The sequence below is a fragment of the Maricaulis alexandrii genome (genome assembly GCF_005871165.1).
Lineage (GTDB): Bacteria > Pseudomonadota > Alphaproteobacteria > Caulobacterales > Maricaulaceae > Maricaulis > Maricaulis alexandrii.
This window is the reverse complement of sequence record NZ_SWKP01000011.1, coordinates 62,391-77,952: the sequence shown is the minus strand read 5'-3', so window position 1 is coordinate 77,952 and position 15,562 is coordinate 62,391. Positions and strand designations below refer to the sequence as shown.

Sequence of the window (15,562 nt, the reverse complement as noted above, 5' to 3'; positions counted from 1 at the left end):
GTCGTAGCAAAACCTTCACATCAGAGACGCAGGTTTGACACAAAGCTTCTATAGCCGACGACGTCAGACAGGCGTCCTGAAAGCTTCAGGACAGTCCCTCGTGACCAAAGCTTTTCTTGCGAGCACCCTCTTGGCCGCAGCCACCGCACTCGTTCCGACCTCTGCCGCTTTCGCCCAGGATGAAGCGGGCTGGGAATTCGATGGTGTCCCTTCCTGGTCGAACCCGGAAACCGGCGACAGCTTCACCTTCCGCGGCCGCGTCTTCCTGGATTACGGCGATGTCGAGTTCGACACGGCCGGTGCCACCACGTCCTGGTCGGACAGCGAGATCCGCACCGCCCGCCTCGGCGTGACCGGCAGTTTCAGCGGTGTCGGCTATGTGGCCGAGTTCGACTGGATCAATGAGTCGATTGCCGCCAATGACGTCTACCTCACCTTCGAAGGAACCGGCTTCGAATTGAAGCTGGGTCACATGAAGACCCCGAACTCGATCGATGAGGCAACCTCGTCCCGCTACATCACTTTCATGGAGCGCGGCCTGGGCACGGATCTGTTCGGTCTGGACCGCCGCGTCGGTGCGCTTCTGGTGCATGAGGGCGAGGGGTTCACGATCAGTGGCGGCGTGTTCGGCGGCCGGCCGGGCGATCTGTCCGAAAGCTTGGAGCTGGATGACAGCTCCGCCATCGCAGCGCGCTTCACCCGGTCCGTTTCGACCGAAGCCGCGACGCTGCATTTCGGCGCTTCCGTGCGCCACCTGGATTACGGTGATGCCGGCACGCGTGTCCGCGTGCGTCCGCAGACCCATATCACCGACCGGGTCGTGTCGGCCGATTTCCGTCCGGGCCGCCCGCTGGGCGAAGCCGAGACCTCCCTGTTCTGGGGTCTGGAAGCGGCCATGGTTCGCGGGCCCTTCCATGTGGAAGCGGAATGGATGGATCTGACGGTCGACGGACCGGCCGGTGATCCGGACTTCAATGCCCAGTACATCTCCGCCGGCTATTTCCTGACCGGCGAGACCCGTTCCTATTCCAGCGGTTCCGGCCGCTTCGGTCGCACGCGTCCGGCCACGCCCCTGTCCGAAGGCGGTTTGGGCGCGGTCGAGATCGCCCTGCGCGTTGACCGTGCCGACCTGGACTCGGTCAATGAAGGCGTGCTGACCAACTGGACGCTGGGCGTAAACTGGTATCTGGAAGACCGGGTTCGCGTGATGGCGAATCTGGTCGATGGCACGGTCGAGCGGGCCGGTGCCGCCAGCACGGACATTTCGGGCGCACAACTCCGACTGCAATGGGATTTCTAGATCCCGATCACGGCGCGCAAGCGCTCTAAAAGGTTCAATTGGCAAGGAATGCTAGACATGAAACTCCAAGCGAAAATCGCGGCCGTCTGTGCCGTGCTGGCCATCGCCGGCGGGGCGGAAGCCCAGCAGCGTGACCAGATCCGCATTGTCGGCTCTTCGACCGTCTTCCCCTTCTCGACGGCCGTTGCCGAAACCTTCGGTGCGAGCACGGAATATGCGACGCCGGTGGTGGAATCGACCGGTTCGGGCGGCGGCTTCCGCCTCTTCTGTTCCGGTGTCGGCGCCGAGAACCCGGACATCGTCAACGCATCGCGCCGCATGCGCGCCTCCGAATACGAGCGCTGCCAGAATAATGGTGTGCGCGAGATCACCGAAGTGCGGATCGGCTATGACGGCATCGTGCTGGGCTCGGCCGACCGTGACGCGGAAAACCTGGACCTGACCCTGACCCAGCTCTGGCTGGCCCTGGCCGCCGAGGTCCCGGCGGACGAGACCTGCTCCAGCTTCATCCCGAACCCGTATGAGCGCTGGTCGGACATCGACTCCTCCCTGCCGCGTCAGCGCATCGAAGTCTTCGGTCCGCCGCCGACGTCCGGCACCCGTGACGCTTTCGTGGAACTGGGCATGCAGGCCGGCGCCCGCGGCATCGCCTGCATGGACGCGCTGCATGATGCCGATGGCGACCGTTTCGAGGGCATTGCCAGCCGTATCCGTGAAGACGGCCGCTGGATCGATGCCGGCGAGAATGACAACGCCATTGTCCAGACCCTGGTCAATACGCCCGACGCCTTCGGCGTGTTCGGCTATTCCTTCCTCGACCAGAATTATGACCGTCTGTCCGGCGTGATGATCGAGGGCGTGGTGCCGGAATTCGACGCCATCTCCGATGGCAGCTATCCGGTGTCCCGTTCGCTCTTCTTCTATGTGAAGAACCAGCACGCCGCGATCGTGCCGGGCCTGGCCGAGTATGTTGAGGAATTCACCTCCGACGAAGCCTGGGGCGAGTTCGGCTATCTCACCGACCGGGGTCTGATCCCGCTGCATGAAGACGAGCGCATGGCCGTTCGCGATGCAGCAGTCTCCCTGACGGCGATGACCCACGCGCCGGAATAGGCGCCGGGTCCAATCCGCATACAAGAAAGGCGCCGTGGCTGACCACGGCGCCTTTTTTCATGCGGTATTGCCAGGCCTCAGTAGAGGGATTTCTGACGACGCAGGCGGCGCCAGAAGCGGCGGCGTTCCGGTTTGGGATGCGGGGTCAGGTTCTGGACGAAATCGATCGCACACTGTTTCCAGGAGTGCTTTTCCGCATGGGCCCGCGGCGCGGCCCGGTCGATCTCCAGACAATCCAGGCAGGCCTGGCGCAGATCATCATTGATGAAGCCGCCGCCGGAGCCGGGAATGATGTCCCGGGGACCGTGGGCCGGGAAGGCGGCGACTGGCGTGCCGCAGGCCATGGCTTCCAGATTGACCAGGCCGAACGTGTCGGTCCAGCTGGGGAAGACGAAGACATCAGCATCGGCGAAATAGCGCGCCAATTCCTCGCCAAAGCGCGAGCCCGGGAAAACGGCATCCGGATATTTCTGCTTCAGCTCTTCGCGCTGGGGTCCGTCTCCCACCACCACCTTGGTGCCGGGCAGGTCGAGCTTGAGGAAGGTCTCGATATTCTTCTCGACCGCGATCCGGCCGACATTGACCCAGATCGGGCGCTGCAGGCCTTCATAGACATCCTCGCCATTCACCTTGCGCTTGTCCGGATTGAACAGCTCGATGTCGACGCCGCGGGCCCAGGGGGTGAGATTCTTGAAGCCGCGCTCGGCCAGGTCGTCGCGCATGGACGGCGTGGTGACCATCATCCGGCCCGACGCATTGTGGAACCAGCGCATGAAGGCATAGCCCCAGGACAGGGGAATGATCGGGAAGCGCGCGTTCACATATTCCGGAAATTTGGTGTGATAGCTGGTCGTGAAGGGGAGTTTCCACTTCACGCAGATCCGGCGCGCCGACAGGCCCAGCGGCCCTTCCGTCGCGATGTGGATGGCTTCCGGCTCGAATTCCTTGAAGCGCCGCACCAAGTCCTTGCGGGTGAACAGGGCGAGCTTGATTTCCGGATAGGTCGGCAGCGGGAAGGTCTTGTAGCCCAGGCCCGGATGGATGACCTCGACCTGGTGCCCCATGGCGCGGCATTCCTCGACCGTGCGTGACAGGGTGCGGACCACTCCGTTCATTTGCGGTTCCCAGGCATCGGTGACCAGCATGATGCGCTGGGGGCGGTCATCCCCGTCATCATCAGTGTCGTCCGCCTCATCCTCGAGCCGGAGGTCCTCGTCATCATCGTGCAGATCGGTGGGGTCAGTCATGGGAGTCCGTTGTGTTGGGCCGGGAAACATGCATCCGGCAGGCTTTAGCCGAGCCGGCGGGCTCTGTCAGCCCGGCAGCATACTGGCGTTTGAGCTGGCTTGAAGGAAAGAAAGCGGTTATGCGCCGCGCGACAGGTCGCAGACGGAAATTCCGGCCGTGGGACGGGCTGTCAATAAGGGCGCAAAAACCGGGACAGGATTGTTCGGGAAATGCGCTCACCCCGAAACATTCGAAATGTATGGCGAAGTCATACTGCTTTGCTTGTTTGATGGTTTTTGTGCGTGGTATCGCCATCACTGAATAACGGAAGACTTCGCTTGCCCGGCTTTGAAGTCGGGACCAATGTCCGACCCTGTAACTTGCTGGAATGGAGTTTCAGTCATGAATGTCCAGGCTCGCGAAACCCTTCGCTGGGACGACCTTGATACGGTGAAATTCGCCGATGAAACGGCGATGGTAAAAGAACTGGCCGGGCAGGCCGGTCTGGATGATGCGGCACGGGCCCGTATTCATGATGAAGCGATCAGTCTGGTGAAGACGGCGCGTCAGACCACCAAGTCGCGTGGCCTGATGGACAGTTTCCTGCAGGAATTCGGCCTGTCGAACCGGGAAGGCCTGGCCCTGATGTGTCTGGCGGAAGCCCTGCTGCGCATCCCGGATGCCCCGACCGCCGACCGCATGATCGCCGAGAAGATTGCCGGCGGCGCCTGGGCCGAGCATATGGGCCGGTCGGAGAGCTGGCTGGTCAATGCCTCCACGCTGGGTCTGATGATGACCGGCAATATCATCGATGTCGATCCGGAGGCGCGGGAAAACCCGGGGGCCTATTGGCGTCGCATGACCCAGCGCCTGGGTGAGCCAGTGATCCGCGCCGCCACCATGCGGGCAATGGGGATCATGGGCGAGAATTTCGTCCTGGGCCGCAAGATTTCCGAGGGGATCAAGCGCGCCAAGAAGAATGAGCGCATGTGTTCCTTCGACATGCTGGGCGAGGGCGCCCGCACGGCGGAGGACGCCAAGCGCTATCATCGGCGCTATCTCGACGCCATCGATGCGGTGGGCAAGGTGCGCGGCAAGAAGCCGGTGGAACAGGAACACGGTGTGTCCGTGAAGCTCTCCGCCCTGCACCCGAAATATTTCGCGGTGAAGGAAGCCCGGGTGATGGAGGAGCTCTACCCGCTCGTCCTGGAACAGGCGATCAAGGCGAAATCCTATGATATCGGCTTCTGCCTCGATGCCGAGGAGGCCGACCGCCTGGTGCTGTCGCTGAAAATCCTGGACCGTCTGGCCCGCGAGCCGGAGCTGGAAGGCTGGCAGGGGCTCGGCCTGGCGGTGCAGGCGTACCAGAAGCGCGCGCGCTTCCTGATCGAGCGCCTGATCGAGCTGGGCCGCCAGACCTCGCGCCGCTTCATGGTGCGTCTGGTGAAGGGTGCCTATTGGGATACCGAGATCAAGATCGCCCACCAGATGGGTTGGGAGGACTTCCCGGTCTGGACGACCAAACCGGCCACCGACCTCAACTATCTCTCTTGCGCCCGGCTGATGCTGAGCGCCCCGGAAGCCATCTACGGCCAGTTTGCCACGCATAACGCCCACTCGTTGAGTGCGGTGCGTGACATGGCGCTGCAGGAAGGGGTGGAGAATTACGAGTTCCAGCGCCTGCACGGCATGGGCGAGGCGCTCTATGCGGCGGCTGACAAGCTGTACGGCAAGCAGCGCGTGCGCATCTACGCGCCGGTGGGCAGCCATGAGGACCTGCTGCCCTATCTGGTCCGCCGCCTGCTGGAGAACGGTGCCAACACCTCTTTCGTCCACTCCTTCCTGGATCCGGATGTGCCGGTGGAAGACGTGGCCCGGGGACCGTTCGAGATTGCCCAGACGATCGACCGCCACGAAAAGATCGCCAAGCCGGAAGACCTGTATGGCGAGGAGCGCAAGAACTCCAAGGGGCTCGATCTGACCCAGGCCGCCATCCAGGCCCGGTTCCGCAAGGCCTTCGAGGATTTCGAGAAGTCCGAGCCGATCACGGCAACGCCGCTGGTGAATGGCCAGGCGCTGGACGGTGCCGCCCACCAGATCATGTCGCCCATCGATGCGGCCGAATATGTCGGCACTGCGGTGGATGCCTCGGTGGACGAGGTCAATGCGGCCTTCGAGATCGCCATGGCGGCCCAGCCGGCCTGGGATGCGCGGGGCGGCAAGGCCCGCGGGGCGATCCTGCGCGCCATGGGCGATGCGCTGGAAGACAATATGGAAGACCTGATCGCGCTGATGACGCGCGAGGCGGGCAAGACGCTCAATGACGGGATCGCGGAAGTCCGCGAGGCGGTCGATTTCTGCCGCTATTACGCCGCCCAGGCCGAGCGCGAGTTCGACATCAATACCCGTCTGCCCGGGCCGGCCGGCGAGACCAATCATTTCGGTCTGAAAGGCCGCGGTGTCTTCGTCTGTATCAGTCCGTGGAACTTCCCGCTGGCCATCTTCACCGGCCAGGTCGCCGCGGCGCTCGCGGCGGGCAATGCGGTGATCGCCAAGCCGGCGGAGCAGACGCCGCTGGTCGCGTTCCAGGCCGTGCAATTGTTCCAGGCAGCGGGTCTGCCGCCGTCGGTCCTGCACTTCCTGCCGGGCACGGGCGAGATCATCGGTGCGGCCCTGACCAATGACCCGCGCACGGCGGGCGTGGCCTTTACCGGATCCACCGAAGTGGCCCGGGCGATCAACCGTTCGCTGGCTGCCCGTGAAACCGCGATTGCGCCGCTGATTGCGGAGACGGGCGGTCTGAACGGCATGTTCGTCGACACGTCGGCCCTGCGAGAGCAGGTGGTGGATGATGCGATCATGTCGGCCTTCGGCTCGGCCGGTCAGCGCTGCTCGGCCCTGCGCGTCATCTTCGTGCCCGAGGAGACGGCGGATGAGCTGATCGAATCGCTCGCCGGGGCCATGGACGAGCTGAAAATCGGCGACCCGGCCGATCCGGCCACTGATGTCGGTCCGGTGATCGACAATGAGGCCCGCGAGCTTCTCCTGCGCCACATGGAGCGGATGGAAGCGGGGGCGACCGTGATCAAGCAGATCGATGTCGGTGATCTGGCGGACCAGGGCTTCTTCTTCGGCCCGGCCCTGGTGGAACTGCCCTCGATCGACATGATCGATCGCGAGGTCTTCGGTCCGGTCCTTCACGTCGTGCGCTACAAGCGGCGCGACCTGTCGGCGATTGCCCGTCAGCTGGCCGCCAAGGGCTATGGCCTGACCCTGGGCATCCATTCGCGACTCGAATCCTTCCACCAGCAGATGCAGGCCATCGTTCCGGCCGGCAATGTCTATGTGAACCGCAACATGGTGGGGGCCGTGGTCGGCGTGCAGCCCTTCGGCGGGGAAGGCCTGTCCGGCACCGGTCCCAAGGCCGGTGGTCCGCACTATCTGCACCGGTTTGCCGGCGAGCGGACGGTGACGGTGAACATCGCGGCCCAGGGCGGCGACCCGGAACTGCTCAACCTGGATTAGGCCGAACAGCCATTCCGCAATTGCAGGGGGCGGTGGTGCCAACCACCGCCCCTTGTGCTTTTTCGACCTTTCCACAGCCAATGGCATGTGTGGGTTTCGGGGCCATTGATCGCCGGAAACTCGCGTGAGACTTGAGGAAGCTTAACCGGCTCTTTCGCCCGGCTTCGGGCGTTAGGGGTTTGTTAACCAAAAAAACCGCCTACGGACCATTCTGGGCGTTGACCGGCCCAAACGGTTCATCCACTATATGTTGGGTCGGCTGGAAACGGCGACACACTATACAGAGTTTCTTTGACCTTTCGGGTTTGTTCGCTGCGCGGCGCTGTCTACCGCGCAAACGGGAATTTTTGCCTCGGGCTTGGGGAGTTACGCCATCATGACGCCACTGGATTCGGCCACCAACCGTCAGTTGGACAACGAAGTTTCGGTCACGCGGCCGACAAACCGCGGCAAGCCGAAAGCGAATGAAAGCGCGCATCTGCGCGTGGTCGAGGGCATCACGATTGACCGGTCGCGCGACGCGCTGCTGACCGATTTCGGCAAAAAGACCCTCGAAGACCGCTATCTGCTGCCGGGCGAAAGCTATCAGGACATGTTCGCCCGCGTGGCGACGGCTTTTTCCGACAATACCGAACACGCCCAACGTCTTTATGACTATATCTCGCGTCTCTGGTTCATGCCGGCCACGCCGGTCCTGTCCAATGGCGGCGCCAATCGCGGTCTGCCGATCTCCTGCTTCCTGAACTCGGTCGGGGATTCGCTGGACGATATCGTCGGCACCTGGACGGAGAATGTCTGGCTCGCCTCCAATGGCGGCGGCATCGGCACCTATTGGGGCGATGTCCGTTCGATCGGCGAGAAGATCGGCGAAGTCGGCCAGACCTCGGGCATCATTCCCTTCATCCGCGTGATGGACAGCCTGACCCTGGCGATTTCGCAGGGCTCGCTGCGCCGCGGCTCGGCCGCCGTCTATCTGGACATCCACCACCCGGAAATCGAGGAATTCCTCGAAATTCGCAAACCGTCCGGTGACTTCAACCGCAAATCCCTGAACCTGCACCATGGCCTGAACATTTCCGACGCCTTCATGCACGCTGTCGCGAATGATGAAGAGTTCGAGCTGAAATCGCCGAAGTCCGGTGAGGTCGTGAAGACGGTCAATGCCCGCAAGCTGTGGCAGAAGATCATCGAGCTGCGCCTGCAGACCGGCGAGCCCTACATCATCTATTCGGACACGGTGAACCGTGCCCTGCCGGCCCACCAGCGCAAGCTGGGCCTGAAAGTGCGCCAGTCCAATCTGTGCGCCGAGATCATGCTGCCGACCGGGTTCGACCAGAACGGCAAGGAGCGCACGGCCGTGTGCTGCCTGTCTTCGCTCAATGCCGCCAAATACCTGGAGTGGAAGGACGAGCCGGACTTCATCGAGGACATCTACCGCTTCCTCGACAATGTCCTGCAGGACTTCATCGATCGCGCCCCGGCGGAAATGGACCGTGCCGTCTATTCCGCCATCCAGGAGCGTTCGGTCGGTCTGGGCCTGATGGGCTTCCACACCTTCCTGCAGCAGATGAATGCGCCCTTCGAGAGCGCCATGGCCAAGTCCTGGAACATGAAAATGTTCAAGCATATCCGGACGGCGGCTGATGCGGCTTCGGTGAAGCTCGCCGAAGAGCGGGGCGCTTGCCCGGATGCTGAAGCCTCCGGCGTGAAGGCCCGTTTCTCGCACAAGCTGGCGATCGCGCCGACAGCGTCGATTTCCATCATCTGTGGCGGTGTTTCCGCCGGCATCGAGCCGATCCCGGCCAATGTCTACACGCACAAGACCCTGTCCGGTTCCACCACGGTGAAGAATCCGAACCTGGAGAAGGTGCTGGAAGACAAGGGCCTCAATACGCCGGCCATCTGGGCCTCCATCCTGGAGCATGAGGGCTCGGTCCAGCATCTCGATGCCCTGGACGAGCACGAAAAGGCTCTGTTCCGGACCGCGTTCGAGATCGACCAGCGCTGGGTTATCGAGCATGCCGCTGATCGCACGCCCTTTGTGTGCCAGTCGCAATCGCTGAACATTTTCCTGCCGGGCGACATCAACAAGTGGGACCTCCACATGCTGCACTGGACGGCTTGGGAGAAGGGCGTGAAGTCGCTCTACTACTGCCGCTCCAAGTCGATCCAGCGTGCGGCCTATGCCGGGTCCGAATCCAAGTCGGAGGCCGAGAAGGCCATGGCGGCTGCGGCCCCGACCGATTACGACGAGTGCCTGGCCTGCCAGTAGGCGTCAGCGACACAGAACAGTGCCGGCCGCTTCGAGGGGGAGAGGCCGGCTCCTGGAAGGGAGTGCCCGGGGGCGCTCCCTTTCTTGTTTTCGGTGATGGCTCAAGGGTTTGTGCTTTGCGGCAAGGGTTTTCGTGGACGCCGCTCGGCGCCCGCGTTAACCTTTCCGCTGACGGGCTGGCCGGGCGGGCGCAGGGGGCGCTGTGAACCGGTTGGCGTCAGCGCCGGGGGGAGGCGTCATGCGTTTGGGGCGGACAGCCGAAATGGCCACGGCCGGCGTGATCGCGCTGAGTGGAATCAGCGCCATGGTGATCATGCCGGGATATGCGGAGAGCCGTTGGGCGTCCTCGCGCCACATGATCCAGGACCAGATTCGCGCCGAGGGGGATGTGCGCCCCCTGTCACCGGAAGCAGCCCGCGTGGCCATGACCGCCTTGTCGGACCAGGAGGATCCCTTGCGTCGGCACGATCTGGCCGGCCTCACCGTGCCGCCGGGCCAGCGGCTGGATCTGGGCCAGGCCGGCTCCCTGGAAATCGCCGTGGTGGATGCCAATCGCCAGGCCCGCTTTTCCGCTGACGGCGACCCGTATTCGCCCGTCGTCCTGGACCGGAGTGATCCGAATACGGTGCTGGCCGTGAACTATGAGCGGGCTTTCGAGCAACGCGGCTATGGTGAAGAGCTGGATGTCAGTTTCACCCCCCGCGCCGGCGTGCGGGTCGGCCCGGACGGGTCAGCTGCCGGGGCCGGCGCGGAAGTGCGGATCGGCCAATACCTCCAGGGCGCAGCCGCCGAGCAGCCGCGCTGGTATGTCTTCGCGGGCGCCGACCGGCGCGCGCTCATGTACAATCCGGGCGAGGGGATGGACTTCTCCGCGGCCATGCAGCTCACCGACCGGCAGGTCGTGGGCGATGCCCAGGCGGGGATCGCGATGCGGGTCGGCGATGTCGATCTGTCCCTGGCCTATGTCCGCCGCGAATATGCCCATGTGGCCGGCGTGACGACCTTCGACGAAACCGAGGAATTCGGCGCGGTTTCGGTCAACTGGACCTGGTAAGCTTTCACTTGGGGAATTCGCCATGACGTCAGTTCGAACACTGGGCGCAGCCCTGACGGGTCTCATTCTTGCCGGATGCGGCGGTTCCGGACCGGATCCCGAGACCGGGCTGATGGCCCTGACCGGCGCGACGGTGATCGACGGGACGGGCGGGCCGGCCTTCGAGGATGGCGTGGTCCTGGTGCGCGGTGACGAGCTGGCCTGTGTCGGCTCGGCGGCGGACTGCCCGGTGCCGGACGGAACGCCGCGCACGGATTTGACCGGACACTTCATCACGCCGGGCCTGGTGGACGCCCATGTCCATTTCGACCAGACCGGCTGGCTCGACGGTCGCCCCGAAGCGCTGGCGACCGATGTCTATCCCTATGACGAAACGATCCAATATCTGTGGGATGATCCGGGCCGGTGGCACCGCGCCTTCCTGTGCAGCGGGATCACCGCTGTTTATGACGTCGGCGGCGCCGTCTGGACGGTGACCGATGAGCAGGCGACGGATACGGACCGTCCCGACCGGGCCCATGTCCGCGCCGCCGGGCCGCTGATCACCCATGTCGACTACAACGCGCCCTTCATGGTCGGCATGCTGGCGGACCAGCCGGTCTTCCTGCCCATGCAGAGCGAAGCCGATATCGCCGAGGATATCGCCTTTCTCCAGTCGATCGGCGCGCAGGCGGTCAAGGTCTGGTATCTGCGGCCTGATCCGGATGATGCGGAGCGGCTCGATGCCCTGCTGATGGCGGCCGGCGAAGCGGCAGACGCGGCAGGTCTGCCCCTTCTGGTCCACGCCACCGATCTGCGCGAGGCCAAGCTCGCCCTTCGGGCGGGCGCCTTCATGCTGGTCCACTCGGTTGGAGATCAGCCGGTGGACCAGGAGTTTCTCGATCTCCTGATCGCCAATGACACGTTTTATGCTCCGACCCTGATCGTGGGCGGGAACTGGAATGAGGCGGTCATCGCGGCCTCCGAGCAGAACGTGTCAGTGATTGATGACCCCAACGGCTGTGTCGACGCGGCCCTGCGGGACCGGATCTCCAATATCGCGGCCTATGAGGATTTCGCGGGCCAGCTCTCGGCCGAGGATATCGCGCAGCGCCGGGCCGACTACATGGAAGAAATGGACATCATGCAGGCCAATCTCCTTGCCGTTTACGAGGCCGGTGTCCGGATCGTCACCTCGACCGATAGCGGCAATCCGCTGACCCTGCACGGCGCTGCCATCAATCCGGAAATGGAGGCCATGCAGGCCGCCGGCTTGCCGGCCAGCGCCATCATCGAGATGTCCACCCGCGCCGGAGCTGATGCGATGGGGATGGCGGACCGGTTCGGAACGCTGGAAGCGGGCAAGCTGGCTGACCTGATCGTGCTGTCGTCCGACCCGAGGGCGGATATCGCGAACATGCGTGATCTCACCCATGTCATGCGGGCGGGTTTCCTGCTGGAACAGTCCGACCTTCAGCTCTACACAGCGCCGGTGGAATAGACGCGTCAGCCAAGCATGGCTGAAACCTCGCGAATCGCGCACTCTCCACAGGTCCGGTCCGTCAAAGGCGCATCAAGCTGTAGACGTTTCGGTAAGCTTGAACACAATATGTTGTGTTCTCGATAATGATTCTCCGACCGGCCGCACCGGCGCATCAAGAAGGCTGTCACCATGTCCAATTCGACGCTTGAGATTCCCGGACTTCTTCGTCCCAGCCATTCCTACAAGCCCTTCCGCTATCCGTGGGCCTATGAGTTCTGGCAGCGCCAGCAGCAGGTTCACTGGCTGCCGGAAGAAGTGCCGCTGGGCGAGGACTGCAAGGACTGGGCGACCAAGCTGACGGACAAGGAGCGCAATCTGCTGACGCAGATCTTCCGCTTCTTCACGCAGTCCGATGTCGAGGTCGGCGCGAATTACATGGAAAACTACATGCCGCTCTTCAAGCCGGTTGAAGTGCGCATGATGCTGTCCGCCTTCTCCAATATGGAGACGGTGCACATCGCGGCCTACGCCCTCCTGCTGGAAACCATCGGCATGCCCGATTCCGAATTCTCCGCCTTCATGGAGTACGAGGAAATGGCGGCCAAGCACGACTATCTGGGCAAGTTCGGCGTTGAGACCGAGAAGGATGTCCTCACCTCGATGGCGGTGTTCGGCGGCTTTACCGAGGGCCTGCAACTCTTCGCCTCCTTCGCGATGCTGATGAACTTCCCGCGCTTCAACAAGATGAAGGGGATGGGCCAGATCGTGTCCTGGTCGGTGCGCGATGAATCGCTGCACTGCGAGGGCATGATGAAGATGTTCCACACCTTCGCCGAAGAGACCGGGGCGCTGACCCAGGCGGTGAAGGACGACATCGCCGATTGCTGCCAGACCGTGGTGAAGCTGGAAGACAAATTCATCGAACTGGCCTTCGAGGCCGGCGAGGTGGAAGGCATGACGCCGGACGATATCAAGCAATACATCCGCTATATCGCCGACTGGCGCATGAAGCAGCTGAAACTGCCGGAGATCTATGGCGTCAAGGAACACCCGATCCCGTGGCTGACGGAAATCCTCAACGGGGTCGAGCACGCCAACTTCTTCGAGGCCCGTGCCACTGAATACTCCAAGGGCGCCACCAAGGGCGACTGGCACGGCGATGACGGCGTCTGGGGCATGTTCGACAAGATGAAGAAGAAAGACGCCGAACCGGCGGAGTAAACCGCCGGGGCGTCAGCCCAGCCGGTCCAGGATCGGGCAATCGGGGCGGTCATTGCCCTGGCAGGTCTTGACCAGATACGCCAGTTCGTCCCGCAAGGCGGCGAGCTGGCGTTGTTTTTCCTCGATTTCTGCGAGATGGGCGGAGGCGATGGTGCGGACATCGCTGCTGGCCCGGTCCCGGTCTTCATAGAGCGAGAGCAATTCCCGGCACTCCTCGATGGAGAAGCCGAATTCCCGGGCGCGGCGCACAAAGCCCAGCTTGGCCAGGCCCGCCTCATCATACTCCCGATATCCGGACATCGACCGGCCGGCCGGCTTCACCAGGCCGATATCGGCGTAATAGCGGACGGTCTTGACCGGCAGTCCGGCCTGACGGGCAGCGTGTGAAATCTTCATACCGGTCTCCTTGACCTTCCCCCTGCTGGAAAGATTAGGTGTTCGGGTGGACGCCGCAAGAAGGAGACTGACATGGCCGCCTCCACACTGACACAACCGCGCTTCTGGCAATCCCTGCCGGACTGGCGCCGGGCTTCGACCAATACGGCGTGGTGCCTTTTGGGCTGCTCGATCGGTGATTTCGGGACGATTGCCTTTTTCCAGGTGACGGGCATTCCCTGGCCGACCCTCGCCATCATGACACTGGCCATCATCAACGGCCTGGCGACCTCGATCGCGCTGGAGACCTGGATCATGTCACGCCAGATGGAGTTGGCCGTCGCTTTCAAGACCGCGATCGGCATGTCCTTCATCTCCATGATCGCCATGGAAGCGGTGATGAATGCGGTCGATGTCTGGCTGACCGGCGGGGCCAAGCTGACCTGGTGGGTGATCCCGATCATGCTGGTGGCCGGTTTCCTCGCGCCGCTGCCCTATAACTACTGGCGCCTGGCCGCGCACGGAAAGAGCTGCCACTGAGGCCGGGTCGGATCAGATCGGCTCCACTGCCAGACCGATCCCGCTGTGCGGGATCGTTTCGGCGATGCGGTCCATGCCGGCGATCAGGGGGCGGCCCTTGGCGATGGCAGCCTGGACGGAGGCAAGCTGGAGCGAGGCCTGGTGGTGGTCGGCGCTGTCCCAGACTTCCGTGATCCAGATGGCGTTCGCGTCGGACGGATCGCGGGCGATGACGTAGGAATGGCAGCCGGGCATGTCCTTCATGCCTTCGGCCAAAATGGCCATGAGCGCGTCGCGCTCGCCTTTGACAGCGGTAAATTTCCCGATCAGCCCGTACATGTGAACGCCCTTCCCAACACGTGAATTCTCCCACGCTAACAAGGGAATGCGGTGAGGCAAGAAATTTTCTGCCGCCACGGGGCCCTGTTTTGCTAGAAATGACGCGGTCCGCGCAGGCGCCGGATCAGGCTCCAGAGCCAGTTCCGGCGACGATCCCGCAGCTTGGAGACATAATAGTCATCCGTGCGGCGGACATATTCCACCTCGAAGGCCTTGGACAGATCCGCCGTGTCCCGAAAATCGCGGAACAGGTCATAGCGATGGACTTCCATCAGCTCGGCCTGGGCATCGGGCAGGCTGCCATGGACGACCACCATGAGGTCGCAATGGTCCTCGCTGTCCTCATCCTGGCGGCGCAGATTGCGGCCATCGACATAGACATGGCTGATACGGCCGTCCTCGATCAGGATCAGGGGCAGGTTCTGCTGGCCGGTCGAAGCGACGGCGGCCTCGAAGGCGTCCGGGTCGCGGAAAATCTGGGCCTGGGTCCGGAAACGGGTCGGGATCAGGTCATAGGGCAAGGCGAGATTGTCGCCGCCGGTCAGGCCGGTGCCTAGCGTGACCGAATGCCAGGGGAAGCGTTCTTCCTCATTCGGCTGGCCGCGCTTGTTGCGCTTGAAATATTTCAGGTGGAGCGTCACCGACAGGTCGAAGCAGCGCACGGGCGTGCTGATGTGGAAGGTGGAGACCAGACCAGCCGGCCCCTCTGCCGCAGAGCCTGGCGTGGCATCCTCGATGAAGAGGTGCGGCTCGAATTCCACCAGGTCGGACTTCGGCGTCATCACCCGGAAGACCACGGCCCCGAGCAGCATGGCGGGCAGGATGATGCCGATAATGCCCGTGGCCGCCTGCAAGGCCGCAAAGCCGGAAAAGGCGGTCACGCCCGAGGCTGGCCAGTCCTGTCCGACCAGCAGGGCCAGATAACCGACAATCAGCTCTCCGGGCGGGCCGGTGCGGACCGGGCCGCCGACCGTGTCCGCTGCGAGTGTTGCGAGAACGGGCGTCAGGGCCGCCAGAAGGGCAGCGATCAGCAGATTGACCAGGACATAATAGAGCAGGAGCCGCCAGACCGGCGCCCGTGTCAGCATGTAGCGGAACCGGTCATTCGGTTTAGGAAAACGCCGTGTCATCTGATCCCCCCGGCGGTCATTTTAC

The 15,562-nt window shown here is 63.3% G+C and carries 12 protein-coding genes; 8 read left to right on the top strand and 4 right to left on the bottom strand.

Translation table 11 applies throughout. From position 1 onward, the window contains the following. Window positions 1–100 precede the first annotated feature (100 nt). Together FCS99_RS15590 and FCS99_RS15585 are read left to right on the top strand one after the other, a co-directional pair. Window positions 101–1,300, top strand: a complete 1,200-nt coding sequence (locus FCS99_RS15590; protein WP_171036413.1) for an OprO/OprP family phosphate-selective porin — start codon at window positions 101–103, stop codon at window positions 1,298–1,300. A 57-nt stretch (window positions 1,301–1,357) separates the two neighbouring features. Continuing rightward, window positions 1,358–2,413, top strand: a complete 1,056-nt coding sequence (locus tag FCS99_RS15585; RefSeq protein WP_138514242.1) for a substrate-binding domain-containing protein — start codon at window positions 1,358–1,360, stop codon at window positions 2,411–2,413. Between the two features lie 77 nt (window positions 2,414–2,490). Here FCS99_RS15585 and FCS99_RS15580 read toward each other — a convergent pair whose 3' ends face one another. Further along, a complete protein-coding gene (locus tag FCS99_RS15580) occupies window positions 2,491–3,558 on the bottom strand; it encodes a glycosyltransferase family 4 protein (RefSeq protein WP_199288123.1) in 1,068 nt (355 codons plus the stop codon). A gap of 484 nt (window positions 3,559–4,042) precedes the next feature. Between FCS99_RS15580 and putA the strand changes: the two genes are divergently transcribed. The 5 genes from putA to FCS99_RS15555 all read left to right on the top strand — a co-directional run bounded on the left by putA (window position 4,043) and on the right by FCS99_RS15555 (window position 13,174). Further along, the gene (gene putA / locus FCS99_RS15575; protein ID WP_138514238.1) at window positions 4,043–7,165 is read left to right on the top strand and encodes a bifunctional proline dehydrogenase/L-glutamate gamma-semialdehyde dehydrogenase PutA; all 3,123 of its coding nucleotides are present in this window, start codon (window positions 4,043–4,045) and stop codon (window positions 7,163–7,165) included. 376 nt (window positions 7,166–7,541) lie between these two features. Further along, window positions 7,542–9,437 (top strand): ribonucleoside-diphosphate reductase subunit alpha, encoded by a 1,896-nt coding sequence (locus FCS99_RS15570; RefSeq protein ID WP_138514237.1) that lies wholly within the window; start codon window positions 7,542–7,544, stop codon window positions 9,435–9,437. 238 nt (window positions 9,438–9,675) lie between these two features. Beyond that, window positions 9,676–10,491, top strand: a complete 816-nt coding sequence (locus tag FCS99_RS15565; protein ID WP_138514234.1) for a lipid A-modifier LpxR family protein — start codon at window positions 9,676–9,678, stop codon at window positions 10,489–10,491. Window positions 10,492–10,513: 22 nt separating this feature from the next. Further along, window positions 10,514–11,971, top strand: coding sequence for an amidohydrolase family protein (locus FCS99_RS15560; protein WP_138514232.1), 1,458 nt, complete (start codon window positions 10,514–10,516; stop codon window positions 11,969–11,971). 171 nt (window positions 11,972–12,142) lie between these two features. Further along, window positions 12,143–13,174 carry a ribonucleotide-diphosphate reductase subunit beta gene (locus FCS99_RS15555; protein WP_138514230.1) on the top strand — a complete coding sequence of 344 codons (1,032 nt, stop codon included), beginning with the start codon at window positions 12,143–12,145 and terminating at the stop codon, window positions 13,172–13,174. A 12-nt stretch (window positions 13,175–13,186) separates the two neighbouring features. Here FCS99_RS15555 and cueR read toward each other — a convergent pair whose 3' ends face one another. Next, window positions 13,187–13,570: a Cu(I)-responsive transcriptional regulator gene (cueR, locus tag FCS99_RS15550; protein ID WP_138514228.1), complete on the bottom strand. Its 384-nt coding sequence runs from the start codon at window positions 13,568–13,570 to the stop codon at window positions 13,187–13,189. A 72-nt stretch (window positions 13,571–13,642) separates the two neighbouring features. Between cueR and FCS99_RS15545 the strand changes: the two genes are divergently transcribed. Next, the gene (locus tag FCS99_RS15545) at window positions 13,643–14,089 is read left to right on the top strand and encodes a DUF4396 domain-containing protein (protein WP_138514226.1); all 447 of its coding nucleotides are present in this window, start codon (window positions 13,643–13,645) and stop codon (window positions 14,087–14,089) included. A gap of 12 nt (window positions 14,090–14,101) precedes the next feature. Here FCS99_RS15545 and FCS99_RS15540 read toward each other — a convergent pair whose 3' ends face one another. Next, complete coding sequence (locus FCS99_RS15540) at window positions 14,102–14,407, bottom strand: putative quinol monooxygenase (protein ID WP_138514224.1); 306 nt, start codon at window positions 14,405–14,407, stop codon at window positions 14,102–14,104. Window positions 14,408–14,499: 92 nt separating this feature from the next. Then, window positions 14,500–15,537 (bottom strand): hypothetical protein, encoded by a 1,038-nt coding sequence (locus FCS99_RS16180; RefSeq protein ID WP_171036412.1) that lies wholly within the window; start codon window positions 15,535–15,537, stop codon window positions 14,500–14,502. Window positions 15,538–15,562 lie beyond the last annotated feature (25 nt).

Excerpts from the sequence above, each read along its gene's own strand:
- FCS99_RS15585 (WP_138514242.1), top strand. The coding sequence starts at position 1,358 with ATGAAACTCCAAGCGAAAATCGCGGCCGTCTGTGCCGTGCTGGCCATC.
- FCS99_RS15580 (WP_199288123.1), bottom strand. The coding sequence starts at position 3,558 with ATGCTGGTCACCGATGCCTGGGAACCGCAAATGAACGGAGTGGTCCGC.
- putA (WP_138514238.1), top strand. The coding sequence starts at position 4,043 with ATGAATGTCCAGGCTCGCGAAACCCTTCGCTGGGACGACCTTGATACG.
- FCS99_RS15570 (WP_138514237.1), top strand. The coding sequence starts at position 7,542 with ATGACGCCACTGGATTCGGCCACCAACCGTCAGTTGGACAACGAAGTT.
- FCS99_RS15565 (WP_138514234.1), top strand. The coding sequence starts at position 9,676 with ATGCGTTTGGGGCGGACAGCCGAAATGGCCACGGCCGGCGTGATCGCG.
- FCS99_RS15560 (WP_138514232.1), top strand. The coding sequence starts at position 10,514 with ATGACGTCAGTTCGAACACTGGGCGCAGCCCTGACGGGTCTCATTCTT.
- FCS99_RS15555 (WP_138514230.1), top strand. The coding sequence starts at position 12,143 with ATGTCCAATTCGACGCTTGAGATTCCCGGACTTCTTCGTCCCAGCCAT.
- cueR (WP_138514228.1), bottom strand. The coding sequence starts at position 13,570 with ATGAAGATTTCACACGCTGCCCGTCAGGCCGGACTGCCGGTCAAGACC.
- FCS99_RS15545 (WP_138514226.1), top strand. The coding sequence starts at position 13,643 with ATGGCCGCCTCCACACTGACACAACCGCGCTTCTGGCAATCCCTGCCG.
- FCS99_RS15540 (WP_138514224.1), bottom strand. The coding sequence starts at position 14,407 with ATGTACGGGCTGATCGGGAAATTTACCGCTGTCAAAGGCGAGCGCGAC.
- FCS99_RS16180 (WP_171036412.1), bottom strand. The coding sequence starts at position 15,537 with ATGACACGGCGTTTTCCTAAACCGAATGACCGGTTCCGCTACATGCTG.